Here is a 26,628-nt window from a genome sequence, read left to right as displayed (position 1 = left end):
GGCATGGTAAGTGGTGCCGGACGGCTGGGGCATGATGGCCGCGTGACTTCACGGGCGGTGCTGGTGACGGGGGCCTCGCGGGGCATCGGGCGCGCGGTGGCGGCGCGGTTCGCGGCGGGCGGGGACCGGGTGGCGATCCACCACCGGGGCTCCGGGGAGCTGGCCGAGCGGCTGCGCGCGGAGCTGCCGGGCGACGGCCACGTCGTGGTCCGCGCGGACCTGGCCGACCCCGAGGCGGTACGGGTGATGGTCGACGACGCGGCGACCCGCCTCGGCGGGCTGGACGTGCTGGTCAACAACGCCGGGGTGTACGGCGAGCGGAACGCCCCGCACCCGGTCTTCGGCGCGTCCTACGCCGACTGGCAGCGGCGCTGGCGGCAGGTGCTGGAGACCAACCTGACCGGGGCGGCCAACGTGACCTGGTGCGCGGCCCAGCACATGCGCGGGCGGGGCGGGCGGATCGTCAACGTCTCGTCGCGGGGCGTGTTCCGGGGCGAGCCGGAGCAGCCGGCGTACGGGGCGAGCAAGGCGGGGCTCAACGCGCTCGGCCAGTCCCTCGCGGTGGCCCTGGCCCCGTACGGCATCGCGGTCGCGACGGTGGCCCCCGGCTTCGTGGAGACCGACATGACCACGGAGCACCTGGCCGGTGAGGGCGGCGCGGCGATCCGGGCGCAGAGCCCGTTCGGCCGGGTGGCCCGCCCGGAGGAGATCGCGGCGGCGGTCCACTGGCTGGCGTCGGCGGAGGCGGAGTGGGCCTCCGGCACGATCGTCGACCTCAACGGCGCGTCCTACCTGCGCACCTGACCGGGGCGGGGGTCCACCAGCGGGACAGGCGGGTCACCGACAGGACGGGCGGGTCACCAGCGGGACAGGCGGGTGGCCAGGACGCAGAGGGCGGCGACGCCCGCCGTGGAGGTGCGCAGCACGTGCGGGCCGAGGCGCACCGGGCGGGCGCCGGCCTGGGTGAACGCGCTCACCTCCGCGTCGGTGATGCCGCCCTCCGGGCCGACGACCAGCACGATCTCGCCCGTGGCGGGCAGCGCGGCGGCGGTCAGCGGCTCCTGCGCCTCCTCGTGCAGGACGAACGCGGCGGCGGCGCCGGCGATCCGGCGGGCCACCGTGGCCGTGGACTCGTCGGGGGCGCCGGCCACCACCGGCAGCCACGCCCGGCGGGCCTGCTTCGCCGCCTCCCGGGCCGTCGCCGCCCACTTCTCCCGGGCCCGTACGCCCCGGTCGCCGCGCCACTGCGCCACCGAGCGGGCCGCCGCCCAGGGCACGATCTCGTCGACGCCGACCTCGGTCATCGCCTGCACGGCCAGCTCGCCCCGGTCGCCCTTGGCGATGCCCTGCACCACGACGAGCCGGGGGACGGGCGCGTCGACGTGCCCCCGGGAGGTGACCCGCAGGTCGAGGGCGCCCCGGCCGACGGCGGTGACCACGGCGGCGGCGGTGCCGCCCCGGCCGTCGGCCAGCAGCAGCTCCTCGCCGGCGCGCAGCCGCTGGACGGTGGCCGCGTGGTGCCCCTCCGGGCCGCCGAGGGTCAGCGCGTCGCCGGTGGGCAGCGCGTCGACCAGGAACAGCGGCGCCGACACCTCAGGCGTGCCCGTTGAAGGCGTCGCGCATCCGGGAGAAGAAGCCGCCCTGCTTGCTCAGCTCGGCGACCTCCTCGCCCCGGGTCTTGGCGAAGTCGCGCAGCATCTTTTCCTGGTCGGGGTCGAGCTTGGTCGGGGTGCGCACGTCGAGGTGGACGTAGAGGTCGCCCCGGCCGGTGCCGCGCAGGTGCGGCACGCCCCGGGCACGCAGCCGCAGGGTGCTGCCCGGCTGGGTGCCGGCCTTGACGTCGACCGTCTCCTCGCTGTCGAGGGTCTTGATGGTCAGCCGGGTGCCGAGCGCGGCGGCCGTCATCGGGACGGTGACCCGGCAGTGCAGGTCGTCGCCCTTGCGGGAGTAGACGTCGTGCGGGCGCTCGTGGATCTCGACGTAGAGGTCGCCGGCGGTGCCGCCTCCCGGGCCGACCTCGCCCTGCTGGGCGAGCCGGATGCGCATGCCGTCCTCGACCCCGGCGGGGATCTTGACGGTGAGCGAGCGGCGGGTGCGCACCCGCCCGTCGCCGGTGCAGGTCGGGCAGGGGTGCGGGATGGTGGTGCCGTAGCCCTGGCAGACCGTGCACGGCCGGGCGGAGACCACCTGGCCGAGGAAGGTGCGCTGCACCGACTGGACCTCGCCCCGGCCGCCGCACGCCTCGCAGGTGGCCAGGTGGGTGCCGGCCGCCGTGCCCGCCCCGGAGCAGGTGGTGCAGAGCACCGCCGTGTCGACGGTGATGGGGGCCTCGACGCCGAACGCCGTCTCGTGCAGGTCCAGCTCCAGGCGCAGGATCGCGTCCGCGCCGGGCCGGGTGCGCGGGCGCGGGCCCCGGGAGCCGCCGGCCGCGCCGCCGAAGAAGGCGTCCATGATGTCCTGGAAGCCGACGAACGGGCCGGCCCCGCCGGGTCCGCCCGGGCCGCCCATGCCCCCGCCGCCGGGGGCGAGGGGGTCGCCGCCGAGGTCGACGATCTGCCGTTTCCGGTCGTCCGAGAGGACCTCGTACGCGGCGTTGATGTCCTTGAACTTCTCCTGTGCCTCCGGGTCCGGATTGACGTCCGGGTGGAACTGCCGCGCCAGCTTGCGGTAGGCGCGCTTGATCTCGTCGTCGGAGGCCTCCCGGCTCACGCCGAGGATGCCGTAGTAGTCCCTGGCCACTGCGTCCCGTGTCCTCATGTTCTTGTCGCGTTGCGCCGGTCGTCGGCCGGAGCCGGCCGTCGGCCCTGACTGGTCAGTTCTGGGCCAGCAGCTCGCCCACGTAGCGTGCCACGGCCCGCACCGTGGCGATGGTGCCGGGGTAGTCCATCCGGGTGGGGCCGACCACGCCCAGTCCGCCGAGCGCGGTCGCCCCCGGGCCGTAGCCGGTGCTCACCACCGAGGCGGCCCGCAGATTGTCGATCTCGTTCTCGTCGCCGATCAGCACGCGGGTGGTGGTCGACTCGGCCTCGCCGATGAGCTTGAGCATCACCACCTCCTCCTCCAGCGCCTCCAGAATGGGCCGCAGGGACCCCTGGAAGTCGAGCAGGCCGCCCCGGGTCAGGTTGGCGGTGCCGGCCAGCGCGATGCGCTCCTCGTGCCGCTCGACCAGCGTCTCCAGCAGCACGGTGGAGAGCGTGGTCATGGTGCCGCGCAGGTGCGGGCTCGACTCCTCGACCAGCGCCTGCACCAGCGGCGGGGTCTCCGACAGCCGGCTGCCGACGAGCTTCTCGTTGACCAGCCGGCGCAGGTCGGTGACGTCGTCGGCGCTCACCGGCGCGGGCAGCTCGACCAGCCGCTGCTCGACCCGGCCGGTGTCGGCGATCATCACCAGCATCAGCCGGGTGGTGGAGATCGGCACCAGCTCCAGGTGCCGCACCGAGGAGCGGGCCAGCGAGGGATATTGCACCACGGCGACCTGCCGGGTGAGCTGCGCCAGCAGCCGCACCGTGCGGTGCACCACGTCGTCGAGGTCGACCGCGCCGACCAGGAAGCGCTCGATCGCCCGGCGCTCGGCCGGGCTGAGCGGCTTGACGCGGGACAGCCGGTCGACGAAGAGGCGGTAGCCCCGGTCGGTGGGGACCCGGCCGGCGCTGGTGTGCGGCTGCCGGATGTAGCCCTCCTCCTCCAGCACCGCCATGTCGTTGCGCACCGTCGCGGGGGAGACGCCGAGCTGGTGCCGCTCGACCAGCGCCTTGCTGCCGACCGGCTCCTGGGTGGCGACGTAGTCCTCGACGATCGCGCGGAGCACGGCGAGCTTGCGGTCGTCCAGACCCACCCTGCCACCTCCTGTCGCATGTCGGGCCCGGCGGCGCGGCGGCACCGCAGGTCGGCGCTCCGCCGGTGCGTCGACGCCTGGCACTCGACTGTAACGAGTGCCAGTCTACGTCGGCTGCCCCGTGCTGGGTAAGATCAACGACGGACCGCGGGTGCGGCGACCGCCGCGCGGGAGGCCGGCCGGGCGCGCGCCGACCGGTCGACGGCCGCCCGGTGCGGGCCGCCACCTGCGTGGGCGGGCCGAACATCCGCCGCTCCGCGGCGGTGTCGCTCTGGTGCCCGCTTGCCCGCAACCCCTACCGTGACGTGCATGACTGAACCACCTCGCCCTCCCGGATCGGGCGACCCCGGCGGCTACCCGCCGGAGCCGAACCCGTCGGCACCGTACGGCTCGCCGGGGCACGAGCCCCCCACCGCACCACTGTCCGGGGCCCCCGGGGCGGGCGGCTATCCCCCGCCCGGTGGCTATCCGCCGCCCACCGGTGACCAGCCGCCGTCGGCCGGCTACCCGCCACCCGGGGGCGGCTTCCCCCCGCCCGGTGGCGGATATCCGACCGGCGGCGCGTACGGCGCGCCCTCCGGCGGCTACGCCAACAACGAGGACAAGACCTGGGTCCTGGTCGCCCACTTCGGCGGCGCGGCGGGGATGTTCCTCGGCGGTGGCGTGCTCGGCTGGCTCGCGCCGCTGATCGCCCTGCTCGCCCGGGGCAACCAGTCGCCGACGGTCCGCGCCCACGCGGTGGCGGCGCTGAACTTCCAGCTCCTCTGGTCGGTCATCGCCCTGATCGGCTGGATCCTCACCTGCATCCTGGTGGGGCTCCTGATCGGCTTCGGCGCCATGATCGTCGGCATCATCTTCGGCATCGTCGCCGGCATCAAAGCGAACGAGGGCAGCCCCTACCGCTACCCGATGACCGTCAACCTGATCAAGTGATCCCCGACCGGCCGCTCCCCCGGCCGGTCGGGGTCACCCCCGTCAGGGCAGCAGGTCGCGCACGACCGCGTCGGCCAGCAGCCGGCCGCGCAGCGTGAGCACCGCCCGGCCGGCCGCGTAGCCGGCCGGGTCGAGCAGGCCGTCGGCGAGGGCCCGCCGGGCCCCGGCGCGGCCCGCGTCGTCCAGCACCGCCAGCGGCAGCCCCGAGGCGAGCCGCAGCCGCAGCATGACGTCCTCCGTGTGGGCCTCGTCGGGCGTGAGCACCTCCCGGGCCAGGCCGGGCGACTCCCCCGCCGCCAGGCGCTTCGCGTACGCGGCCGGGTGCTTGACGTTCCACCAGCGCACCCCGCCGACGTGGCTGTGCGCCCCCGGCCCGAGACCCCACCAGTCGCCGCCGTTCCAGTAGAGCAGGTTGTGCCGGCACCGGCCGGCCGGCGTGCGGGCCCAGTTGGACACCTCGTACCAGGAGAAACCGGCCGCGTCGAGGGCGGCCTCCGCGGCCAGGTAACGGTCCGCCGCCACGTCGTCGGAGGGGTACGGCAGCTCGCCGCGCCGCATCCGCGCGGCCAGCCGGGTGCCGTCCTCCACGATCAGGGCGTACGCGCTGACGTGGTCCACCCCGGCGGCCACCACCTGCGCCAGGGACGCGGCGAAGTCGTCGGCGCTCTCCCCCGGCGTACCGTAGATCAGGTCGAGGTTGACGTGGTCGAACCCGGCGTCGCGGGCCTCCCGGGCGGCCTCGGTGGCCCGGCCGGCGCGGTGCCGGCGGTCGAGGATCGCCAGCACCCCCGGCGCGGCCGACTGCATGCCCAGCGAGATGCGGGTGTACCCGGCGGCCCGCAGGGTCTTCAGCGACTCCGGGGTCACCGACTCGGGGTTGGCCTCGGTGGTCACCTCCGCGTCGGCGGCCAGCCCCCAGGTGCGGTCGACGCCGTCGAGGATGCGGGCCAGGTCGTCGGCGGGCAGCAGGGTGGGCGTGCCGCCGCCGACGAACACGGTGTCCACCCGGGGCGGCGGGGTGTCGCCGAGCACCCGGGCGGCCAGCGCCAGCTCGGCGAGCACGGTGTCGGCGTACCCCTCGCGGCTCGCCCCGCCGCCCAGCTCGTCGGCGGTGTAGGTGTTGAAGTCGCAGTAGCCGCAGCGGCTGGCGCAGAACGGCACGTGCACGTACACGCCGAAGCCGCGCGCGCCGACGGCGCGGGTCGCGGTGGCGGGCAGCGAGCCGTCGGCCGGGACGGGCTCGCCTTCTGGAAGGACGCCGGGCATGGCCACTAGTGTGCCCGGCATGACCTCCACCGCCGCGCTCGTGCGGGTCGCCACGGCCCGTGGGGTGACCACCCTCACCCTGGACAGCCCGCACAACCGCAACGCGCTCTCCACGCCGCTGATGACCGAGCTGCTGGCCGGGCTGGCCGCCGCCGTGGCCGACGACGCGGTCCGGGTGGTGGTGCTCGACCACACCGGCCCGGTCTTCTGCTCCGGCGCCGACCTGAAGGAGACCGCCGCCGCGTACGCCAGCGGCACGGTCCCGGCCGGGATGCTCGGCGACGTGCTCGCGGCGGTCTGGGAGTGCCCGAAGCCGGTGGTGGCCCGGGTGGCCGGGCCTGCGCGGGCCGGCGGGCTGGGCCTGATCGCGGCGGCCGACCTGGCGATCTGCGCGCAGGAGGCGACGTTCGCGTTCACCGAGGTGCGGATCGGGGTGATCCCGGCGGTGATCTCGGCGACCGTGCTGCCCCGGCTGGCGCCCCGGGCGGCCGCCGAGCTGTACCTCACCGGCGACACCTTCGACGGGCGGCGGGCCGCCGAGATCGGGCTGGTCACCTCGGCGGTGCCGGCGGACGCGCTGGACGCGGCGGTGGCGCGGGCCTGCGCCTCGCTGGTGCGGGGGGCGCCGAACGCGCTGGCCGGGGCGAAGGCGCTGCTGCGCCGCCCGCCGGCGGCCGACCTGCGGGCCGGGGTCGCCGAGCTGGCCGCCCTGTCGACCGGGTTCTTCCTGTCCGACGAGGGGCGCGAGGGCGTGCTGGCGTTCCGGGAGAAGCGCGACGCGCGCTGGGTGCCGACGGACTGACCGGTGACCGGGCCGGCCGATCGACTCCCGGGGCGCCGAGCGGTTCCCGGGTCGGCCTCCGGTTTCCGGGCCGGGGCGTGGGGAAGGCGGACACGCATCGCGGCCGACCCGCCACGGAACGGAGCGAATCGGTCGGACGGGCCGGACGGCGGCGGCGGGGACGTACTCTTGGCGGACGCCGTCGAACAGGGGGTGCGGGTGCGAAGTCGGGCAGTCGTCGCGACCGGTGTCGTCGTCGCCGTGATCGCCGTGGTGGGGATCTGGCTCGTCGTCCGGCAGGCCGGCGGGCAGCTGCGCCTGCCGTTGTCCCTGACCAGCCGCACCTGCACGGTGCAGGCCGACGGCCAGGTGCGCCTGGACGCCGACCAGATGGCCAACGCCGCCACGATCGCGGCCATCGGCGTCCAGCGGAAGATGCCCGAGCGGGCCGTGGTGGTCGCCCTCGCGACGGCCTACCAGGAGTCCGGGCTGCGCAACCTCCCCGACGGCGACCGGGACTCGCTGGGCCTGTTCCAGCAGCGGCCGAGCCAGGGCTGGGGCACCGAGGCGCAGATCGCCGACCCCCGGTACGCGACCCGGAAGTTCTACGCCGCGCTCAAGCGGGTGCGCGGCTGGGAGAAGATGCGGGTCACCGACGCGGCGCAGAAGGTGCAGCGCTCGGCGTTCCCCGAGGCTTACCAGAAGTGGGCGGACGAGTCGGAGGTGCTGACCCGGGCCCTGCTCGGCGAGGCGACCGGCGCGGTGGCCTGCACGGTCGGCGCGACGCCGGTGATGCGGGGCGCGGCGGCCGCCGCCGCGCTGACCCGGGGCCTGAGCCTGGACTGGGGGCTGCCGGAGGCGGCGTCCCCGGCTGAGCTGACCGGCCTCGCGGTGCCGGCCGACGACCGGCGCGACGGCTGGCGGTACGCGCACTGGCTGGTCTCGCACGCCTCCGACCACGGCGTGAAGCGGGTGCGCTTCGCCGGCCTGGAGTGGACCGCGAAGGCCGGCACCTGGAGCCGGGTGGGCGACGCCCCGGCGAACGACGGCGAGGTGCTCGCCGAGGTCTTCGCCGACGCCTGAGCGGCTCGATTCTCCACACCGACGGTTACCGCACAATCCTCCATATCCGGCGAAAGCCGCCGAACAAGCACCTGATCTCACCCTCCGTGCCCAGACGGGTGCCAACGGTCCGGCCACTCCCCCGCACCGTCGGGCGCGCTCCGCACCCGCCCGCGCGGGCGCAGTAGCATCGGCGTCCTGTGCCAGAAATGGTTTCACCTCATGGGGAGGGGTACGACGCGGTGTTCGATTACGACGGCCGGACCGGCTACGAACCGATCAGCGACACCGACCGCAAGGAGTTCCACGAGCAGGGCTTCCTCCTGCTGCGGAACGTGCTGACGGAGGACCACCGGGCCGCCCTGGAGGAGGCCGTCGACCGCGTGTACGCGGAGGAGAAGGCCAAGGGCAACACCACCAAGGACGGCACCCTGCACCTGCTGGGCTTCCTGGAGCGCGACGAGCTCTTCGGCCAGCTGCTGACCCACCCGATCGCCTTCCCGTACATGTGGGGGCTGGCCGGCTGGAACATCTACACCCACCACAACCACCTCGACGTCACCCCGCCGGCGCTGGAGCCGGAGAAGCCGTACTGGGGGTGGCACCAGGACGGGTACCGGCAGAACTCCGACCCGGAGACGATGGACCCGAACCTGCCCCGGCCGATGTTCTCGCTGAAGGTGGCGTACGTGCTCTCCGACCTGTCGGAGACCGGCCGCGGCGCGACCAAGGTGATCCCGGGCAGCCACCTGTGGAACTCGCTGCCCCGGCCGGCGGACCTCACGGTGCACAACCCGGACCCGGAGGGCACGGTGGAGATCACCGCGAACCCGGGCGACGCGTTCATCTTCGACCGCCGCCAGTGGCACTCCCGGTCGACGAACCTGTCGAACATCACCCGCAAGATGCTCTTCGTCGGCTACACCTACCGGTGGATCCGGCCGCTGGACGAGCTGCACATCGACACCGACGGCGAGTGGTGGGCCAACCGGACGCCGGTGCAGCGCCAGCTCTGCGGCGAGGGCACCCACACCGCCAACTACTGGGGCATCAACTGGAACGGGTACATCGACGACGAGATCCCGCTGCGCAAGGAGCTCAAGGAGCGCGGCCTGCTCGACCGCAGCATCCCCTGGCTCCGCTGACGGTGTAAGGAAGGGCCCCCTGTTAACGCATTCCGCATAGCAGGGGGCCCTTGTTAACGCCTGGGCACGGCGCGCGGCGCTCTGGCGCGGCGCTCGGCGCCTGGGGCGCGGGCCCTGGGGCCGCCGGGGCGGTCAGGCGTCGGGCGTGGCGAGCCGGCGCGCGACCTTCCGCCGCAGCGGCTCGGGCAGCTCGGGGACGTCGAGCAGCCGGGGCAGCAGCTCCGGTTCGAGGGTGCTCGCCCGGAACACCTCGCCGACGGTCACGCCGTGCGCCGGCCGCTCCACCACCTCCACCGGGTCGCCCGCGCCGACCTCGCCCTCCCGCAGCACCCGCAGGTACGCCCCCGGGGCGGCGCGCACCGTGAACCGCCTGATCAGGTCCGGTACGCCCCAGAACCCGGCGAACGTCCGGCACGGCGTGCGCGGCTTGGTGACCTCCAGCAGGGCCGACCCGATCTGCCACCGCTCGCCGACGACCGCCCCGGTCACGTCCACCGCGTACGTGGTCAGGTTCTCACCGAAGGCACCCGGCCGGATGTCGCGGCCCAGCTCGGCCGCCCACCACGCGGCGTCCTCCTCGGCGTACGCGTAGACGATCTGGTCGGGGCCCCCGTGGTGGGCCCGTTCGCCGATGAAGTCGCCGGCCACCCCGTCGACGCGCAGCAGCACCGGCCCGTCCACCGGCCGCTTGTCGATCCCGCTGCGGCCGCTCGCGTCGCCCGCCCACTCCGCCTCGGTCACCACGCCGAGGTTCACCGTCACCAGCCTGCCCGTCATGGCGACAGCCTACGGCGGCATCGCGGCCCGCCGATGCCCCGCCCGACGCCGCCCGTCTGCCCGACGGGGTGTGAGAAGGGGGCCCTTCTCGACACAATGCGTTAACAAGGGGCCCTTCCTTGCACCTCAGCCCTTGACGGCGCCCGCCACCAGGCCGGAGACCATCCGACGCTGCACCAGCAGGAAGAAGACGATCACCGGCAGGGTGAACAGCGTCGAGGCGGCCATCACCGGCCCCCAGGCGGTGTCGTCGCGGCCGAAGAAGAACGTCATCGCCACCGGCAGGGTGTAGCGGTCCTGGTCGTTGACGAAGGTGAGGGCGAAGATCAACTCGTTCCAGGCGGTGATGAAGGAGAAGATGCTCGTGGCCACCAGGCCCGGCGCGACCAGCGGGAACAGGACGCGGCGGAAGGTCTGGGCGCGGCTCGCGCCGTCGATCGCCGCGGCCTCCTCCAACTCCTTGGGCACGGCGGCCACGAAGCCGCGCAGCATCCAGACCGCGAACGGCAGCGAGAAGCCGAGGTACGTCAGGACCAGGCTGGGCAGCGTGTTGTAGAGGCCCAGCCGCTGGATCATCAGGAACAGCGGGATGACCAGCGCCTCCAGCGGGATCATCTGCACCACCAGCAGCATGATCAGGAAGCTGGTGCGCAGCTTGAACCGGAACCGGGCCACCGCCGTCGCGGCGAGCAGCGCGACGAGGCCGCTCAGCACCACGGTCGACACCGCCACGAGCACGGAGTTGAGGAAGAAGTCCAGGAACGTGACGCCGGGGATGAGGTTGCCGGTGAGGATCTCCCGGTAGTGCTCCAGCGTCGGCGCGGTCGGCACCGGCCGGGGCGTGGCCGAGAAGATCTCCCGGTTCGGCTTGAGCGACGTCGCGATCATCCAGTAGACGGGGAACGCCGCGAAGAGCGCCACCAGCAGGCCCGCCCCGTTGAGGGCGACCCGCTTCACCACCGCGCCGCGCTTCACGCGTCCTCCTCCTGCTTGAGCACCATCCGCACGTAGAGGCCGGTCACCACCAGCAGGATCAGCGTGAGGATGACGGCGATCGCCGCGCCCAGGCCGTACTTGGGGGGCGGGGAGAACGCCTCGGCGTACGAGTAGATCGACAGCATGAACGTCGGCCGGTCCTGGGTGCCGCCGGCCAGCACGAACTGCTGGGTGAACACCTTGAAGTCCCAGATCGTGGAGAGCACCACGAGGATGCCGAAGACGGGCCGCAGCAGCGGGAAGGTGATCTTCCAGAAGACCTTCCACGGGCCGGCCCCGTCGACCCGGGCCGCCTCGTGCAGCTCGCTCGGCACGCTCTTCAGCCCCGCCAGCACGCTCACCGCGATGAACGGGAACGAGTGCCAGACCACCACGAGGGTGAGGATCGAGAAGAACATCAGCGGCGAGTTGAACCAGCCGTACCCGGTCCAGTCGGCGCGGCCGAACAGCGCGTTCGACAGCCCGTCGGGCAGGGCGTTGAACAGCCAGGTCACCAGGCCCGAGGTGTCGTCGAACAGCCACTTCCACACGATGGTGCCGGTCAGCGCCGGGGTGGCCCAGGCCAGCATCACGCAGCTCGCGACGAAGGTGGCCATCCGCTTGCCGAGCCGGTTGAGCAGCAGCCCGACCAGCGTGCCGAGGATCATCGTGAGGGCGACGTTGGCCGCGGCGAAGAGCACCGTGTTGCGCAGCACCGTGCGGAAGAACGGGTCGCCGAGGATCTCGGCGTAGTTGCCGAGCCCGACCCACGGCCAGTCCCGGTCGCCGCGCAGTTGCCGGACGTTGTCGAGCCGGAAGAAGGACATCGCCACGACCTGGCCGAGCGGCCACAGCAGCAGCACGCCGATGATCGCCAGGCAGGGCAGGAGCAGCAGGTAGGGCAGGCGGTCGACCCGGCGACGCCGCCGCGCGGGGGTCTCCCGCGCGGCAGGCGTCTCCGGTGCCTGGGTCAGCGTGGTCACTTCGCGTTGAGGATGCTTTCCATCTCGGCGGCCGCGTCGGCGGTGGCCTGCTCGACCGTCTTCTGACCCTTGATGACCGAGCTGTTCATAGCCTGGGTCACCGTCTTGGTGCGGCTGACCTCGACCCACTTCGGGGTGAGCGGGGTCAGCCTGGTGTTCTGCAACGAGGTGGCGAACGCGGCCATGATCTTGTCGTTGGCGTACTCGCCGCCGCCGACGAGGTCGGAGTAGACCGGGAAGAAGCCGAGGCTGCTGGCGAACTCCTTGTCCTTCTGCTTGCTCAGCAGCACGGTCAGGTAGTCCCAGGCGAGGTCCTGCTTCTTGCTGTCCTGCCACAGGGCGATGTCCGAGCCGCCGGCGAAGGCCGGGGCCGGCTTGCCGTCCGGGCCGGGGATGGGGAAGGTGCCCCAGACCTTCTCGATCTCGGGGTTGTCCTTCTTGATGGCGCCGGCCTGCCAACTGCCGGCGAAGGCCATCGCCGCCTTGCCGGTGGCGAACTGGGTGCGGGCGTCGATCTCGTTCCACCCGGCGGCGGCGGGCGGGGCGACCTTGTGCACGGTGACGAGGTCGGTCCAGAACTTGACCGCCTGCTGGGCCTGCGGGCTGGTGTAGCCGGACTTCCAGGTGTCCCCCTGCTGGGTGGCGATCTCGCCGCCCGCGCCCCAGAGGAAGGAGTAGAAGGGCAGCTCCGAGTTGCCCGGCAGCGCGATGCCGTAGGTGCCCGGCTTCTTGGCCTGCACGGCCTTGGCGGCGGCGACCAGCTCGTCCCAGTTCGTCGGCGGCTTGACGCCGGCCTCGGCGAACCAGTCGGTGCGGTAGTAGAGGGCGCGGACGCCGGCGTACCACGGCACGCCGTACTGCTTGCCGTCGAGCTGGGCGTTTCGGACGAGGTCGGGCAGGATGTCCTTGCCCTCGGGCCAGGCGGCGAACTTGGCGGTGACGTCGGCGAGCGCCTCCTGGGCGGCCCAGCCCTGGGTCTCGGTGTTGCCGAGCTCGGTCACGTCGGGGCCTTCGCCACCGGCGAGGGCCGCCTGGAACTTCTTCGGTGCCTCAAGCCAGGGGATGTACTGGACGACGACGTCGGTGTCGGGGTGCTTCTTCTTGAACTCGGCCTCGACACCGTCGAGGAACGCCGTCTGCGCCTCGCTGCCCTCGCCCATCATCCAGACGGTCAGCTTGCTGTTGTCGGCGGCCTCGTCGTCGCCCGAGCCGCCGCAGCCGGCGAGCACCATCGCGGCCGACGCCACCACGGCGGTGACCGGGGCCAGCCGTTTCCACCTGTTCACGCCACATCTCCCTCGCGCCGTCCTGGCACTAACCTTCTCTGCCGCACCCTAGTAGGAAAAATTCCTTTACGACAGGGGGCGGGCGGGGGCGAGGCGACCGTACCGCAGGCGAGGAACCCGGGGGCAGCCCGACTTCGGGGCAAAACCGGGCGTACGCGCGCGAACGGGCGCCCGGCCGCGGAGGTCGGACGCCCGTTCGTGCGTGCGGGGTGCTTACCGGTGGGTGACGCTGCGGCGACCGCCCACGCCCGCCACGATCGCCACCGCGATGGCGGCGACCACGACCTGGACGAGCAGCTCGGCCCAGTCGATGCCGGAGGTCTCGGTGGCGATGCCCACCGCCCGGGCGAGCACCGTGCCGAGCAGGGCCGCGCCCACGCCGATCAGCATGTGCAGCCAGATCGGCATGTTCTGCCGGCCCGGGACGACCAGGCGGCCCAGAGCGCCGACGATCAGACCGACGATGAGCGCGGTGATGATTCCGACAACGGTCATGGTCGTTCTCCTCAGAAAGCTTAAAAGGTTTGTTCACTGTCGCGACCATCAAGTTCCCGGGCCGCCGGAAATTCAAACCCGTCATCGCGGCATGCGGTCAGAAAGCTGCCGCCGGGACACGTCCCCGCAGGCCAGGAGCGCCGGACAAAATGCGAACGGGCGCCCGACCGCAATGGTCGGACGCCCGTCGAGCCAGCGATGTGTCGTTACCGGTGGGTGACGCTGCGGCGGCGGCCCACACCGGCGACCAGGGCCACGGCGATGGCGGCCAGCACGACCTGGACCAGCAGCTCGCCCCAGTCCACGCCGGCGGTCTCGGTGGCGATGCCCATGGCCCGGGCGAGCACGGTGCCGAGCAGGGCCGCGCCGATGCCGATCAGCATGTGCAGCCAGATCGGCATGTTCTGCCGACCCGGGACGACCAGGCGGCCCAGAGCGCCGACGATGAGACCAACGACGATGGCGGTGATGATGCCCCAAACGGTGAGCTCCACGGTCGCCCTCCTCCTCAAGAAGTGTCACAACGGTGTGTTGAAGCTGTCGTGACCGCTAAGTTCCCGAGGGCCCGAAATTCCAAACCCGGCCGGGGCGTCGCGCCCGGCCGGGTTCGTGTCACACCACCGAGGACACCCTCACTTCTTGCCGGCGGCCTTGCCGTCGCCGGAGTCGGAGGAGAGGGCGGCGATGAAGGCCTCCTGGGGGACCTCGACCCGGCCCACCATCTTCATCCGCTTCTTGCCCTCCTTCTGCTTCTCCAGCAGCTTGCGCTTGCGGCTGATGTCACCGCCGTAGCACTTGGCGAGCACGTCCTTGCGGATCGCCCGGATGGTCTCGCGGGCGATCACCCGGCTGCCGATGGCCGCCTGGATCGGCACCTCGAACTGCTGGCGCGGGATCAGGTTGCGCAGCTTCGCGGCGATGGTGACGCCGTAGTTGTACGCCTTGTCCTTGTGCACGATGGCGCTGAACGCGTCCACCGGCTCGCCGTGCAGCAGGATGTCCACCTTCACCAGGTCGGACGCCTGCTCGCCGGAGGGCTCGTAGTCCAGGGAGGCGTACCCCTTGGTGCGGCTCTTGAGCTGGTCGAAGAAGTCGAAGATGATCTCGGCCAGGGGCAGGGTGTACCGCAGCTCGACGCGGTCCGCCGAGAGGTAGTCCATGCCGAGCAGGCTGCCCCGGCGGCCCTGGCACAGCTCCATGACCGCGCCGACGTAGTCGTTCGGGGTCAGGACGGTGGCCCGCACCACCGGCTCGTACACCTCGGCGATCTTGCCGGTGGGGTACTCGCTCGGGTTGGTCACCACCAGTTCCTGGCCGTCCTCCGTGATGGCCCGGTAGACCACGTTCGGGGCGGTGGAGATCAGGTCGAGATTGTACTCCCGCTCCAGCCGCTCCCGGATGATCTCCAGGTGCAGCAGGCCGAGGAAGCCGCAGCGGAAACCGAACCCGAGCGCGCCCGAGGTCTCCGGCTCGTAGTCGAGCGCGGCGTCGTTGAGCTTGAGCTTGTCCAGCGCCTCGCGCAGGTTGGGGTAGTCGGACCCGTCGATCGGGTAGAGGCCGGAGTAGACCATCGGCTTCGGGTCCTTGTAGCCGCCCAGGGCCTGGGTCGCGGGCCGACTGTTGATGGTGACGGTGTCACCGACCCGGGACTGGCGGACGTCCTTCACGCCGGTGATCAGGTAACCCACCTCGCCGACGCCCAGCGCGTCGGCCTTCACCATCTCCGGGGAGATGACGCCGATCTCCAGCAGCTCGTGGACCGCGCCGGTGGACATCATCTTGATCCGGTCCCGGGCGCTGATCCGGCCGTCGATCACCCGGACGTAGGTGACCACGCCCCGGTAGACGTCGTACACCGAGTCGAAGATCATCGCGCGGGCGGGCGCGGCGGCGTCGCCGACCGGCGCGGCGAACTGCCGGACGATCTCGTCGAGCAGGTGCGGCACGCCGATGCCGGTCTTGCCGGAGACCCGGATGCAGTCCGCCGGGTCGCCGCCGATCAGGTGGGCCAGCTCCTCGGCGTACTTCTCGGGCTGGGCGGCCGGCAGGTCGATCTTGTTGAGCACCGGGATGATCCGCATGTCGTTCTCGAGCGCCAGGTAGAGGTTCGCCAGGGTCTGCGCCTCGATGCCCTGGGCGGCGTCGACCAGCAGCAGCGCGCCCTCGCAGGCGGCCAACGACCGGGACACCTCGTACGTGAAGTCGACGTGCCCCGGGGTGTCGATCATGTTGAGGACGGCCTGCTCGCCGGCCCGGTCGCCCTCCCGGATCGTCCACGGCATCCGCACGGCCTGGCTCTTGATAGTGATGCCGCGCTCGCGCTCGATGTCCATCCGGTCCAGGTATTGCGCGCGCATCTGCCGGGGGTCGACCACGCCGGTGAGCTGCAACATCCGGTCGGCCAGGGTCGACTTCCCGTGGTCGATGTGGGCGATGATGCAGAAGTTCCGGATGCGCGCCGGGTCGGTGGCACCAGGAGCGTTCGCGCCGGAATCGAGCGTCGGTGGCACAGCGGTCCGTTCTGGTCGGCTGACGTGAGCGGGCCGGCGCGGACGCCAGCCCCCTCTATGCTCCCACGTCGCCCCCGGGGCAGTCGGATCACTCCTCCCGGCGTCCCACCGGGCCGCCGGGCCCGCCCCGGCCCGTCACTCCGGCTCACCCCCGCCGGCCCCGGCTCACCCCCGCCGGCCCCGGCTCACCCCCGCGGGCAGGGCTCACTCCCGCGCAGCACGGCTCACTCCTGCAGGACGCGGCTCACTCCTGCGGGGCCTCGACGAACAGGGCGGCGAGCTTCGGCAACTGGCGGCGGGCCTCGTCCTCGTCGTCGAAGTCCCAGAACTCGCCCAGCTCCGGGTAGGGGACCTCCTCCACCGGCGGCAGCTCGGCGGCGGTCGCCTTCCGGTACGCCTCCTCCGCGACCGTCAGCATCGCCTCCGCCTCGAACTCCTCGCCGGTGAGCGCCGCCTGACGGATCTTCGGCAGCTCGGCCAGCGAGTCCGGGTCGGCCACGGCACGGGCGAAGACCTGCCGGCCCTGGGTCATCAGCCAGCCCCGGAAGTATTCGAACCCGTCGTCCGACGCGCCGCCGTTGATCAGGTAGGCCGCACCCCAGAGCTCGGCCCGGTGGGACGCCGCCATCACCCGGCGCTGGTGCCGCGCGTACCCGATGATGTCGGCGGCGTCGCGCTCGGCCAGCAGCGCGACCGCCCGGGCGGCGACCGCGCCGGCCGCGCCGCCCCCGCCGGCCCGGGCCTGGTCGATCAACTGCCAGAAGTCGTCGGTCCTCATGGTCTGGCAGTCTGGCAGAGCCGTCCGACGCCGGCGGGCGACACGGTACGGCGGGAGTGGGCGGGGTGGGGCAGCATGGGCGGGTGACCCCGATCGCGCTCCCCCCGGTGTCGTACGACGCGACCGCCCACCGCCCCTCCTGGGCGGAACTGCCGGCGGGGCTGCGGGCGGCGGTGACCGCCCGGCTGGGCGCGCCCGTGTCGGAGGTGAAGGTGGCCGGCGCCGGGTTCACCCGGGGCTTCGCCGCCCTGGTGGCGGGTGCCGACGGCCGGCGCGTGTTCGTCAAGGCGGCGTCGCTGACCGAGCAGCGTCACCTCGTCGACTGGTACGCCCGGGAGGCCGCCGTGCTCGACCGGCTCCCCGCCGGCCTGCCGGTCCCCCGCCCGCGCTGGACGGTCTCGGCGGCCGGCTGGTACGCCCTCGGCCTGGACGCCATCGACGGCCGGACGCCCACGCTGCCCTGGGCCCGCGCCGACCTCGACGCCACCCTGGCCGGGTACGCCGAGGTGGCGGCGGCCCTGGCCGAACCGCCGCCCGAACTGGTCGCGCTCGGCCTGCCCCGGCTGGCCGACCTGGCCAGGGAGGACATCCTCTGGTGGTGCGAGGTGGCCGCCGGCCGGGAGCCGGCCCCGGACCTGCCGCCCGGGGCGCGGCGGCGGCTGCCGGAGCTGGTCACGCTGGAGTCCCGCCTCCCCGGCTACGCCGCGCGCGGCGGGCTCGCCCACGGCGACCTGCGCCTGGACAACGTGCTCGTCGACCCGGCCGGGCGGGCCTGGTTCTGCGACTGGAACTGGCTCTGCCACGGGCCGGCCTGGTTCGACCTGGTCAGCCTGCTGATCACCGCCCACGCCAGCGGACTGGACGCCGACGCGCTCTTCGCGGGGCACCCGGCGACCGCCGGGGCGCCCACGGACGCCCTCGACGTGACGCTCGCCGTGCTCTCGGGGTACCTGCTCACCTCGGCGGCCTCCGGCCCGACGGACGCGTCCCCGCACCTGCGGGCCCACCAGCGCTGGAGCGGTGAGCAGGCCCTCGGCTGGCTCGCCGCCCGACAGGGCTGGGACATCGCCGCCTGACGCCGTAAGGCTCGCCCGCCGCCTGACCGCGTGAGGCTCGCCGTCAGGCGGCGCAGGGCTTCCGTGCCCGACCGCGTGAGGCTTCGCCGCCCGACCGCGTGGGGCTTGGTGCGGCACGGGGCTGGGCCGCGTCACCCGGCGGGGCCCGGCCTGCCGTGCCCCGCGGACACTGTCCGGTCTGCAGTGCCGGGCCTACCGTGCCCGGCCTGCGGTGCCCGGCCTGCGGTGACCGGTCCGGTGGAGGCCCGGCCGGCGGGGGCGCGAAGGGCTGTTTTGGCTCGTCCCGACGGACCTGGTAACCTGGCTCTTCGCGCAGCGATGACGCATGCTCGTCGCGCGCACAAGCAGACCAACCCGAGCTATCAAGACGAGGCTGTCGCGTGGCGAACATCAAGTCCCAGATCAAGCGCAACCGGCAGAACGAGAAGCGCCGGCTGCGTAACAAGTCGGTCAAGTCGTCGCTGAAGACCGCCATCCGGAAGTTCCACGAGGCCGCTGAGGCCGGTGACGCCGAGAAGGCCGCCGTTCTCATGCGGGACGCCTCGCGCAAGCTGGACAAGGCGGTCAGCAAGGGCGTGATCCACTCCAACCAGGCGGCCAACCGCAAGTCGGCGATCGCCAAGCGCGTGGTCTCGCTCTCCGCCTGACGCGGCGAACACAGACCTGAGCCGGAAGCCCCGGAACCACCGGGGCTTCCGGCTTTCCGCGTGCCTGCCCGCCCGGCGCGGGGCCTTCCGGCAACGCGGGTGCCGCCATGTCGGCGACGCGAGTGGCCGTCCCCCAGGCGGCGACGCGCGGGCCCGCCGTGTAGGCGGCGACGCGGGGGCTTCGGGCGACGCGGGCGCTGCCATGTCGGCGACATGGGGCCTTCCGGCGGCGCTGATACCACCATGTCGGCGACATGGAGTCGATCACTTCAGTCCGCCACCGGCCCGCGAGGATCGCGCGTCCTGGAGGATCGCCGTCCCGGAGGATCGTCCCGTCCTGGAGGATCGCCCCGTGCCGAAGGATCGTCCTGTCCCGGAGGATCCCGCTTCCCGGGCCGGCAGTCGGATCACCGGTCGGGTCGGGTCTCCTCCACCCAAGGCGCCGGGCCGAACCCGGCGAACTCGGAGCCGACGAACCGGGGGTCGGCGAACTCGGAGCCCACGAGGCGGGGATCGACGAACCGGGGATCGGCGAACCCGGGGCCGACCGATTCGGAGTCGACGAGAGCGTCGGGGCCCACGCCCGGAGCCACGGACGGTCCGCCAGACCGCACGCTGCTGATGGCGACCCGGCCCCGTGCGCCAGCCACGCCAGCCGCACCGGCTGCGCCAGCCGCGCTGGCGTGGCCGCCGGCACCGGGCACAGTGGCACCGACGTTCCGGGCCGAGGCACCAGGGTTCCCAAACGGGACACCGGCACCGCCGAACGGGGCGGCCGCACTCCGCACCGAGGCGCGGCCGACGACGGGCTCCAACTGCCGGCGGAAGCGGTCCCGCTCCTGCTCGGGCACCAGGGCGGCCGTCCGGACCACCAGCTCGGCCACCATGTCGTTGAGCTTGACCATCACGGCCACGGCGGCGGGCAGGACGAGCACCGCCCACCAGGTCACCAGCTCGGCCAGGGCGAGCAGGGCGGCCAGCGAGACGGCCCCCTCGAAGAAGAGGAAGCAGAGCACCCCGCCGGGGTTGACGAACCGCAGGCCGAGGGCCCGGGCGTAGAGGGGGCGGTACCGCTCCTCCTCGGTGGGCACGGTCGCCCACGACGCCCGGACCGGCCGGTTCACCGGGCGCCGCCCTGCCGGGCCGCCGCAACCGAGAAGACCGCCCGCTCCAGGGCGTACGCCCGGTCGTCCGAGCCGCCCTTGACCGCCGCGTTGCACTCGGCGGCCGCCTGCATCGCCCGCACCAGTCCCTCCGGCGTCCAGCCCCGGGCCCGCTGCTGGGCGCTCTTGACCTTCCACGCCGGCATGCCGAGGCTGCTGGCCAGCTGGTACGGGTCGCCCCGCCCCGCCGCTGCGACCCGGGCGACGGTACGTACGCCGTCGGCCAGCGCGTCGGCGATCGGGACCGGGTCGACGCCGACGTGCAGCGCCCAACGCAGCGCCTCCAGCGCCGCCGGGACGTCGCCGACCATGGTGGCGTCCGCGACGGTGAAGCCGGTCACCTCCACCCGCCCCTTGTAGTAGCGGGCCACGGTGTCGGCACCGATCCGGCCGTCGGTGTCGGCGACCAGTTGGGAGCAGGCGGCGGCCAGCTCGCGCAGGTCGGTGCCGACCGCCGCGATGAGCGCCTCCGCCGCGTCGTCGGTGCATCTGCCGCCGGCCCGGCGCACCTCGTCGCGGACGAAGGCCACCCGCTCGCGGTGCCCCTTGAGCTTCGCCGCGGGCACCACGGTCGCGCCGGCCGCGCGCAGCCCGTCCGCGAACGCCTTGCCCTTGGCCGCCCCGAGGTGCAGCACCACGAGGTGGACCTCGGGGTCGGGGTTCTTCGCGTACGCCAGCAGAGCGGCGACCAGGTCCTTGCGGGCGTCCTGACCGGAGCGCAGGACCAGCACCCGCCGGCCGCCGAACAGCGACGGGCTGAGCATCTCGGCGATCTCGCCGACGGCCAGTGCTCCGGCCTGGTATTCCCGGACGTCCACGCCCGCGTCGACGGCGCGGACCCGGGCCACCGCTTCGGTCACCGCGCGCGTGGCGAGCAACTCCTCGTCGCCGAGGACCAGCAGAATGGGGGCGAGGTCGGGCGCGGTCACGCCGCCCATGTTCGCACGTCCCCTCCGCCGCGCGTGCCTGCTCGTCGAGCCCCGTGACGCCAGACCCCGCACTCAACGCAAATCTAGACATTCAACTCTCTCCACCATCAATGCCGCCAATGCCCCGGGGTCTCACGGGCGTTGTCCGGGCGGCACGCCCCTGACCACCACGGCCATGCCGTCGCCGCCACCGCGGACCACCGCCACGTCCCCGTCGGTGTCGGTGCGCAGCACCCGGGCACCGCCGCGCACCAGCCGGGCGAGAACGGCGGCGTTCGGGTGCCCGTACGAGTTGCCGGCGCCGACCGGCACCAGCGCGACGCTCGGCCGGACGGCGTCCAGGAACGCCGGGTCCTGGTACGCCGACCCGTGGTGGGCGACCTTCAGCACGTCGGCCCGTACGCCGCCGGACGGCATCCGGTCGAGCAGAGCCCGCTGCTCCTCCGTCTCGGCGTCCCCGGCGAGCAGGATCCGCACCCCGGCGACCGTGGCCCGCAGCACCAGCGAGTTGTTGTTCGGATCGGACCGGGTGCCCCGCAGCGGATACGGCGGCCCGAGCACGACCAGTTCCACCCCGCCGGCCCGGTACGCCCACCCGGCCGGGGCCGGAGCCAGCACCGCCCCGCCCGCCGCCGCGGCGGCCCGCACCAGGTCCCGCCCGGCGGCGGGCTCGGGCCACTGCGGGGTGCGTACCGCCGCGACCCGGCGCCCCCGGAACACCCCGGCGACCCCGCCGGTGTGGTCGACGTGGAAGTGGCTGAACAGCAGCAGCGGCACCTCCCGTACGCCGAGCCGCCGCAGGCAGCCGTCCACCGCCGCCGGGTCCGGACCGGCGTCGACCACCACCGCCCGGCCGACGGCCACCGGCAGCACCAGCGCGTCGCCCTGGCCCACCGCGCACGCCACCGCCACCCAGCGGTCGGGCGGCCAGCCGCCGGCGACGAGGCGGACCGGCAGGGTGCCGGCGACCACCGCGACGGCGACCACCACCACCAGCCGGCGCACCACCGGCCGCCGGGTGGCGACCAGCAGCGCCACGGTCAGCCCGGCCAGCAGCAGCGCGCCCGGCACCCCGTCCGGCCAGGGCAGCGTGCCGGCGGGCAGCCGGGCACCGTACCGGGCGACCGTGACCAGCCACCAGGCCGGCCAGCTCGCCAGCCACGCCGCCAGCTCCGCACCGGGGGGCCAGACCGGGGACAGCACCGCCGCCGCGACGCCGAGCACCGTGGCGGGCGCGATCGCCGGGACGGCCAGCAGGTTCGCCGGGACCGCCACCAGGCTCACCGTGCCGGAGATCCCGGCGACCACCGGGCCGCAGGCGAGCTGCGCGGCGGCCGGCACGGCCAGCGCCTCGGCGATCCCGGGCGGCACACCCCGCCGGCGCAGCCCGTCGCGCCACCCGGGGGCGAGCAGCAACAGCCCGGCCGTGGCCAGCACGGACAGGGCGAACCCCGGGTCGCCGGCCAGTTCCGGGTCGAACAGCACCAGCGCCGCCACCGCCGCGGCCAGCGCCGGCAGGGCGGCCCGGGGCCGGCCGGCGGCCAGCGCCGCCAACCCGATCGCGCCCATGGTGGCGGCGCGCACCACGCTCGGCGAGGGGCGGACCAGGATGACGAAACCGACCAGGGCCAGTACGCACAGCCCGGCGGCCACCCGTGGCCCGGCCCTGGCCCACCGGGCCAGCAGGAGCACCGCGCCGACGACGATCGCCACGTTGGAGCCCGAGACGGCGTTCAGGTGGGTCATGCCCGTCGTGCGGAAGTCCTCCTCCACGGCCGGCAGCAGTCGACTGGTGTCGCCGACCACGAGGCCGGGCAGCAGCCCGCCCTGCTCGTCGGGCAGCGGCTCGCAGACGCGTTGCAGACCCGCCCGGAGGGTGCCGGCGGCCCGCTGCGACCACGGGGGCGGTCCGTGCGGCGTCGGCGCGCCGCGCACGGTGAGCACCGCGGCGGTCAGGTCGCCGCCGCGCGGCGCGCCGAGTCGCCCCTCGGCGGTCAGCCGCTGCCCGGGCAGCAACGCCCGCCACGCCGGGTCGGTGGCGAGCAGCAGGACCCGCAGGGACGCGACGACCCGCACGCCGTCGGGGCCGGTCAGGGCGACCGACTCGGCCCGGACCAGCAGGGTCGCGGGGCGGCCCGCGACGCCCCGGAGCGGGCGCGGGTCGGCCCGTACGACCAGGTCGGCGGTGACCGTGGCCCGGTCGTCGACGAGCGCGCGGACGGCGGGGGCGTCCCGGACGCCGAGCCGGGCGGCCGTCGCCGTCGCCCCGCACACCACGCCGAGCAGCACGGCCACGGCGATCCACCCGTGCCGCCGGACGGGGCCCGCAGGGCGTCCCAACCAGCCGAGCAGGTGCGCCGCGACGAGCGCGGCCAGCCCGGCCGCCCCGGCGGCGAGCAGCGCCGCCGACCGGGCGCTCAGGTGCAGGCTCGCCAACGCGGCCAGCCAGGCGGCCACGGCCAGCCCGGCCAGCCGCAGGTCGGGCCCGTCCCCGGCACCGGCGGCCCGCTCGGCCGGCGGATCGCCCGCTGTCCCGACCCCGGCCAGCAGAGCCCCGGGTGCGGTGACGACCGTGCCGCCGCGGCCTGCCGACGCATCCGCCGCCGGCGCCCCCGCGCTCCCGCTCACACCGTCACCAGTTCCTTGAGCTGCTCGTACCGGGAGTCGCCGATGCCCTCCACCTGGCGCAGGTCGCCCACCGAACGGAACCCCCCGGTGCGGTCGCGGTGGTCGAGGATGCGCTGGGCCAGCACCGGTCCCACCCCGGGCAGCGTGTCGAGCTGGGCGAGGGTGGCCGTGTTCAGGTTGATCAACCCGGCCGGGGCCGCCCCGCCCCCGGCGGCCGGCTGCCCAGGTGCGGCCGGGGCGGCACCCGGCTGACCCGGCGGGGCGGTGACACCGACCAGGATCAGCTCGCCGTCGACGACTTTGCGGGCCGGGTTGAGCAATGCCACGTCGACGCCGGGCAATGCGCCGCCGGCGGCCTGCACCGCGTCGCCGACCCGCGCGCCCGCCGGCACCCGGACCAGCCCGGGGCGGCGTACTTTGCCGGCGACGGCCACCACCAGCTCACCGCCCGGCGTCGGGGCGGCGACCGGCGCTTCCGCCCCCGGTGTCGCGTCGAAGCCGGCGGCGGCGGACGGCTCGGCCCGGACGGGTTCGGCCTGCGGGCGGGAGCGCCACGCCCAGAAGCCGGCGGCGAGCACCACCGCGACAGCGACCGCCGCCAGCGCCCGCACGCCCCGCCGGCCGGGGTCGAACGCGCCGGGCCCCGGCAGCCGCGACGACCACGACGCGGACGCCGGTTCGCCGTCGGGGCCGAGGGTCGACTCACCGGAACGCCCCGAATCGTCGCCGCCGAGCAGGCCGTCGCGCCCCAGACCACCGCCCCCGGGTGAACCGGCGCGCCCCAGACCGTCGTCTCCGGCCGAGCCGGACCGGCCCAGGCCACCGCCCCCGAACGAGCCGGACCGACCCAGAGCGTCACCCCCGACCGAGCCGGACAGGCCCAGAGCGTCACCCCCGAGCGGGTCCCGGACGGGAGACGACGCGCGGGCGATCCGTCGGCCCGAGCCGGGGTGCCGTTCCCCCGGCCAGGGCACCGGCCGCTCGATCATCGACCCGTCGGCGAGCGGCCACCGGTCCTCCGGCGGCACCACGACGGCCCGCCCCACAGCAGGCCCACCCGTCGGTCCCGGTGCCGGCGGCCGTCCGGCCGCCTCGGGCCGCCCGCCCGCCGGTGGCGCGACCGGCTCCGCCGGCACGGCCGGGCGTACTGCGGGTGTAGCCGGCGACGGGTCGCCCGCCAGCCATCGCAGTCGCCGCCGTACGACCGTCTCCTCGTCGTCTGACACGGCGCGAGGTTAGGCCGGCACAAGGCCCCTCCGAGGCCCACCGACCACCGCCTGTGGACAACGAAGGCCCTTGTGGACAACCGCCTGATCATGCCCACCATGTGCTAAGGCAGCGAAACCCCACCCCACCCGGCAGCCCGCGCCCCCAGCCACCCGGTGATCAAGAAGTTTGCGTCACCGTCGAGATCAATCCTGACGCTTTTCTCTTGATCGACGGGTCGGGGGTGCCGGGGGTGGTCGGTGATGTCGTATTCGACTCAGCTCCCTATGCAGCAGGGGAAGCACTCCCGCACCGACGGTCCCGCCACCTGGTCCGGTACCAATGGCCGGACCTACCACCGGGACGGCAGGCGACAGCGCTCGGCGGCGGGATCTGCGGTCAGTGGGCCTCGGGGTCCAGGCCGAGCGCGGCCCGACCGCCGTCGACCGGCAGGGTGACGCCGTTGACGAAGCTCGCCTGCGGCGAGAGCAGGTACGCCACCGCCTCCGCCACCTCGTCCGGGCGGCCGATGCGGCCCACCGGGTGCAGCCGGCCGAGTTCCGCCTCGACCCGCGCCGCATCGGCCGGCGGGAGGCCGGCGAGGAACGTCTCGTGCCGCTCGGTCACCACCGAGCCCAGCGCGACGGCGTTGGTCCGGATGCCGTGCCGGCCGTGGTCGACGGCCAGCGCCCGGGTCAGCCCCTCCACGGCGGCCTTCGCCACGGAGTACGGCAGTGCGCCGGGGACTGCCCGACGGGCCTGGTGGGAGGAGACGTTGACAATCGCCCCACCCCGCCCGGCGGCCCGGAACCGACAGACGGCCGTCGCGGCGCCGACCACGGCCGGCCGTACGTTGAGCCCGATCAGCTCGTACAACTCGGCGGGGTCGGTGGAGTCGGCCACGCCATCACGGAACACCGCCGCGTTGTTGACCCAGCCGGCCAGCGGTGCGGCGCGTTCGGCGAGGTCCGCCGCGCGGGCGGCGTCGTCCGCGTCACCGGCGTCGCCGACGACGGCGCGCACCCGGTCCCCGGCGGGGTGCGTCCGGGTCCACTCCGTCGTCGCCGGGTCGCGTTCCAGCACCACCACCGTGTCACCGGGGGCGAGCAGCCGCTCGACGATCGCCCGGCCGATCCCCCGGCCCCCGCCCGTCACCACGAAGGAGCCACCCATCAGCGTGCCTCCACCACTCCGTCAGGCCCCGAACCGACCGGCCCCGAATCGACCGAACCCGCACCGGTTGGGCCCGAGCCGGATTCCCGCCCGCCCAGGCCGGGACGGCGGTGCACGACGACGCAGGCCAGCCCCGGGCCGGCGTGCGCGGCGACCACCGCGCCGGCCTCCGTGACGTACGTCGAACGGACCCGGCCGCCGAGCCGCTCGGTGAGCGCGGCGAGGAGCTGCTCGGCGCGTTGCGGGGCGGCGAGGTGGTGCACGGCGAGGTCGACGTCGGCGTCGCCGGCCGCCTCGACGGCGAGGTCGACCAGGCGGGCCACGCCCCGGCTGGCGGTGCGCACCTTGTCCTTGAGCACGATCGCCCCGTCCGGCATGTGCATGATCGGCTTGACCGACAGGGCGGTGCCGAGCAGCGCCTCGGCGGCCCCGATCCGGCCGCCCCGGCGCAGGAACTCCAGGGTGTCGACATAGAAGTAGATCGTGGTGCGGTCGATCGCGTCGGCCGCCGCGCGGCGTACCCCCGGAAGGTCGGCGCCCACGGCGGCGGCCTCGGCGGCCGCGAGCGCCGGGAAGCCGAGGCCCATGCCGGTGGAGCGGCTGTCGACGACCGCGACCCGGTCGCCGCCGACCTGCGCGGCGGCGAGCCGGGCTGCCTCGACAGTGCCGGACAGCTCGGCGGACAGGTGCACCGAGACCACCGCGTCGGCACCGGCGTCGAGCAGGTCGCGGTACGTCCGCGCGAACTGCTCCGGTGCCGGGCGGGAGGTGCTGACCGAGACCCGCCGGCCGCCGAGCGCCCGGGTGGCGTCGTCGGGGAACGTCTCGACGCCCTCCAGCCCCTCCGCGCCGTTGAGCACCACGGTCAGCGGCACGACGGTGAGCCCGCGCTGGCGCACGAGCTCGGGCGGGAGGTAGGCGGTGGAGTCGGTGACGACCGCGACGGGCATTCCGGCACCGTAGCCGATCCGGGCCCAGGC

Annotated in this window: 24 protein-coding genes and 1 pseudogene; 7 read left to right on the top strand and 18 right to left on the bottom strand. The window is 74.3% G+C overall.

Annotation, left to right across the window (positions count from 1 at the left end):
* Window positions 1-42: 42 nt before the first annotated feature.
* Window positions 43-804, top strand: a complete 762-nt coding sequence (locus ACVMYR_RS15275; protein WP_457122077.1) for an SDR family NAD(P)-dependent oxidoreductase — start codon at window positions 43-45, stop codon at window positions 802-804.
* A 53-nt stretch (window positions 805-857) separates the two neighbouring features.
* Here the strand turns inward: ACVMYR_RS15275 and ACVMYR_RS15270 are convergent, their stop codons facing one another.
* The 3 genes from ACVMYR_RS15270 to hrcA all read right to left on the bottom strand — a co-directional run bounded on the left by ACVMYR_RS15270 (window position 858) and on the right by hrcA (window position 3,835).
* Complete coding sequence (locus tag ACVMYR_RS15270) at window positions 858-1,592, bottom strand: 16S rRNA (uracil(1498)-N(3))-methyltransferase (protein WP_457122076.1); 735 nt, start codon at window positions 1,590-1,592, stop codon at window positions 858-860.
* A 1-nt stretch (window position 1,593) separates the two neighbouring features.
* On the bottom strand, window positions 1,594-2,739 hold the full coding sequence (dnaJ, locus tag ACVMYR_RS15265; RefSeq protein ID WP_176734063.1) for a molecular chaperone DnaJ: 1,146 nt from the start codon (window positions 2,737-2,739) through the stop codon (window positions 1,594-1,596).
* Window positions 2,740-2,812: 73 nt separating this feature from the next.
* On the bottom strand, window positions 2,813-3,835 hold the full coding sequence (gene hrcA / locus ACVMYR_RS15260; protein WP_043966779.1) for a heat-inducible transcriptional repressor HrcA: 1,023 nt from the start codon (window positions 3,833-3,835) through the stop codon (window positions 2,813-2,815).
* A gap of 309 nt (window positions 3,836-4,144) precedes the next feature.
* On the opposite strand from hrcA, the gene ACVMYR_RS15255 reads away from it, so the two are divergent.
* Window positions 4,145-4,768, top strand: coding sequence for a DUF4870 domain-containing protein (locus tag ACVMYR_RS15255; RefSeq protein WP_077938738.1), 624 nt, complete (start codon window positions 4,145-4,147; stop codon window positions 4,766-4,768).
* Between the two features lie 42 nt (window positions 4,769-4,810).
* Here ACVMYR_RS15255 and hemW read toward each other — a convergent pair whose 3' ends face one another.
* Window positions 4,811-6,034: a radical SAM family heme chaperone HemW gene (gene hemW, locus ACVMYR_RS15250; protein WP_431893464.1), complete on the bottom strand. Its 1,224-nt coding sequence runs from the start codon at window positions 6,032-6,034 to the stop codon at window positions 4,811-4,813.
* A gap of 19 nt (window positions 6,035-6,053) precedes the next feature.
* Between hemW and ACVMYR_RS15245 the strand changes: the two genes are divergently transcribed.
* From ACVMYR_RS15245 to ACVMYR_RS15235, 3 genes are all read left to right on the top strand, one after another.
* Window positions 6,054-6,836, top strand: a complete 783-nt coding sequence (locus ACVMYR_RS15245) for an enoyl-CoA hydratase-related protein (RefSeq protein WP_457122292.1) — start codon at window positions 6,054-6,056, stop codon at window positions 6,834-6,836.
* A 192-nt stretch (window positions 6,837-7,028) separates the two neighbouring features.
* On the top strand, window positions 7,029-7,898 hold the full coding sequence (locus tag ACVMYR_RS15240) for a hypothetical protein (RefSeq protein WP_043969225.1): 870 nt from the start codon (window positions 7,029-7,031) through the stop codon (window positions 7,896-7,898).
* Window positions 7,899-8,119: 221 nt separating this feature from the next.
* Window positions 8,120-9,022 carry a phytanoyl-CoA dioxygenase family protein gene (locus tag ACVMYR_RS15235; protein ID WP_228986774.1) on the top strand — a complete coding sequence of 301 codons (903 nt, stop codon included), beginning with the start codon at window positions 8,120-8,122 and terminating at the stop codon, window positions 9,020-9,022.
* Between the two features lie 132 nt (window positions 9,023-9,154).
* Here the strand turns inward: ACVMYR_RS15235 and ACVMYR_RS15230 are convergent, their stop codons facing one another.
* The 8 genes from ACVMYR_RS15230 to ACVMYR_RS15195 all read right to left on the bottom strand — a co-directional run bounded on the left by ACVMYR_RS15230 (window position 9,155) and on the right by ACVMYR_RS15195 (window position 16,826).
* Window positions 9,155-9,799, bottom strand: coding sequence for an MOSC domain-containing protein (locus ACVMYR_RS15230; protein ID WP_457122075.1), 645 nt, complete (start codon window positions 9,797-9,799; stop codon window positions 9,155-9,157).
* 126 nt (window positions 9,800-9,925) lie between these two features.
* Window positions 9,926-10,759, bottom strand: a complete 834-nt coding sequence (locus tag ACVMYR_RS15225) for a carbohydrate ABC transporter permease (protein WP_043969224.1) — start codon at window positions 10,757-10,759, stop codon at window positions 9,926-9,928.
* Window positions 10,760-10,770: 11 nt separating this feature from the next.
* Window positions 10,771-11,757 (bottom strand): carbohydrate ABC transporter permease, encoded by a 987-nt coding sequence (locus tag ACVMYR_RS15220; RefSeq protein WP_091274902.1) that lies wholly within the window; start codon window positions 11,755-11,757, stop codon window positions 10,771-10,773.
* Window positions 11,754-13,043 carry a sugar ABC transporter substrate-binding protein gene (locus ACVMYR_RS15215; RefSeq protein ID WP_043966767.1) on the bottom strand — a complete coding sequence of 430 codons (1,290 nt, stop codon included), beginning with the start codon at window positions 13,041-13,043 and terminating at the stop codon, window positions 11,754-11,756. The genes ACVMYR_RS15220 and ACVMYR_RS15215 overlap by 4 nt, the downstream gene beginning before the upstream one ends.
* 213 nt (window positions 13,044-13,256) lie before the next feature.
* Complete coding sequence (locus ACVMYR_RS15210) at window positions 13,257-13,538, bottom strand: GlsB/YeaQ/YmgE family stress response membrane protein (protein ID WP_077938734.1); 282 nt, start codon at window positions 13,536-13,538, stop codon at window positions 13,257-13,259.
* A gap of 206 nt (window positions 13,539-13,744) precedes the next feature.
* On the bottom strand, window positions 13,745-14,032 hold the full coding sequence (locus ACVMYR_RS15205; RefSeq protein ID WP_043966762.1) for a GlsB/YeaQ/YmgE family stress response membrane protein: 288 nt from the start codon (window positions 14,030-14,032) through the stop codon (window positions 13,745-13,747).
* A 138-nt stretch (window positions 14,033-14,170) separates the two neighbouring features.
* A complete protein-coding gene (gene lepA, locus ACVMYR_RS15200) occupies window positions 14,171-16,048 on the bottom strand; it encodes a translation elongation factor 4 (RefSeq protein WP_077938733.1) in 1,878 nt (625 codons plus the stop codon).
* 244 nt (window positions 16,049-16,292) lie between these two features.
* Complete coding sequence (locus ACVMYR_RS15195) at window positions 16,293-16,826, bottom strand: DUF4240 domain-containing protein (RefSeq protein WP_077938732.1); 534 nt, start codon at window positions 16,824-16,826, stop codon at window positions 16,293-16,295.
* Window positions 16,827-16,909: 83 nt separating this feature from the next.
* Between ACVMYR_RS15195 and ACVMYR_RS15190 the strand changes: the two genes are divergently transcribed.
* On the top strand, window positions 16,910-17,902 hold the full coding sequence (locus ACVMYR_RS15190) for a phosphotransferase family protein (RefSeq protein ID WP_457122074.1): 993 nt from the start codon (window positions 16,910-16,912) through the stop codon (window positions 17,900-17,902).
* A 380-nt stretch (window positions 17,903-18,282) separates the two neighbouring features.
* Complete coding sequence (gene rpsT, locus ACVMYR_RS15185) at window positions 18,283-18,549, top strand: 30S ribosomal protein S20 (protein WP_043966753.1); 267 nt, start codon at window positions 18,283-18,285, stop codon at window positions 18,547-18,549.
* Between the two features lie 689 nt (window positions 18,550-19,238).
* Here the strand turns inward: rpsT and ACVMYR_RS15180 are convergent.
* The 6 genes and pseudogenes from ACVMYR_RS15180 to ACVMYR_RS15155 all read right to left on the bottom strand — a co-directional run.
* Window positions 19,239-19,673 (bottom strand): annotated as a pseudogene (locus ACVMYR_RS15180) (hypothetical protein); the annotation flags it as partial.
* Entirely contained in the window at window positions 19,670-20,650 is a 981-nt protein-coding gene (holA, locus tag ACVMYR_RS15175; protein ID WP_091274888.1) for a DNA polymerase III subunit delta, read from the bottom strand. The pseudogene ACVMYR_RS15180 and the gene holA, both read right to left, overlap by 4 nt.
* Window positions 20,651-20,773: 123 nt before the next feature.
* Complete coding sequence (locus tag ACVMYR_RS15170) at window positions 20,774-23,191, bottom strand: ComEC/Rec2 family competence protein (RefSeq protein ID WP_457122291.1); 2,418 nt, start codon at window positions 23,189-23,191, stop codon at window positions 20,774-20,776.
* Window positions 23,192-23,265: 74 nt separating this feature from the next.
* Window positions 23,266-24,315: a helix-hairpin-helix domain-containing protein gene (locus tag ACVMYR_RS15165; protein WP_457122073.1), complete on the bottom strand. Its 1,050-nt coding sequence runs from the start codon at window positions 24,313-24,315 to the stop codon at window positions 23,266-23,268.
* 559 nt (window positions 24,316-24,874) lie between these two features.
* Window positions 24,875-25,648: an SDR family NAD(P)-dependent oxidoreductase gene (locus ACVMYR_RS15160; RefSeq protein ID WP_396787678.1), complete on the bottom strand. Its 774-nt coding sequence runs from the start codon at window positions 25,646-25,648 to the stop codon at window positions 24,875-24,877.
* A complete protein-coding gene (locus tag ACVMYR_RS15155) occupies window positions 25,648-26,598 on the bottom strand; it encodes a DegV family protein (protein WP_457122072.1) in 951 nt (316 codons plus the stop codon). The genes ACVMYR_RS15160 and ACVMYR_RS15155 overlap by 1 nt, the downstream gene beginning before the upstream one ends.
* Between the last annotated feature and the right edge of the window lie 30 nt (window positions 26,599-26,628).

It is taken from the genome of Micromonospora sp. PTRAS2, assembly GCF_054052245.1.
This window is presented reverse-complemented; position numbering and strand designations above follow the sequence as displayed.

Bases quoted from the DNA above. Each gene is read 5' to 3' on its own strand.
- ACVMYR_RS15255 (WP_077938738.1), top strand. From the start codon at position 4,145: ATGACTGAACCACCTCGCCCTCCCGGATCGGGCGACCCCGGCGGCTAC.
- hemW (WP_431893464.1), bottom strand. From the start codon at position 6,034: ATGCCCGGCGTCCTTCCAGAAGGCGAGCCCGTCCCGGCCGACGGCTCG.
- ACVMYR_RS15245 (WP_457122292.1), top strand. From the start codon at position 6,054: ATGACCTCCACCGCCGCGCTCGTGCGGGTCGCCACGGCCCGTGGGGTG.
- ACVMYR_RS15230 (WP_457122075.1), bottom strand. From the start codon at position 9,799: ATGACGGGCAGGCTGGTGACGGTGAACCTCGGCGTGGTGACCGAGGCG.
- ACVMYR_RS15210 (WP_077938734.1), bottom strand. From the start codon at position 13,538: ATGACCGTTGTCGGAATCATCACCGCGCTCATCGTCGGTCTGATCGTC.
- ACVMYR_RS15195 (WP_077938732.1), bottom strand. From the start codon at position 16,826: ATGAGGACCGACGACTTCTGGCAGTTGATCGACCAGGCCCGGGCCGGC.
- holA (WP_091274888.1), bottom strand. From the start codon at position 20,650: ATGGGCGGCGTGACCGCGCCCGACCTCGCCCCCATTCTGCTGGTCCTC.
- ACVMYR_RS15160 (WP_396787678.1), bottom strand. From the start codon at position 25,648: ATGGGTGGCTCCTTCGTGGTGACGGGCGGGGGCCGGGGGATCGGCCGG.
- ACVMYR_RS15155 (WP_457122072.1), bottom strand. From the start codon at position 26,598: ATGCCCGTCGCGGTCGTCACCGACTCCACCGCCTACCTCCCGCCCGAG.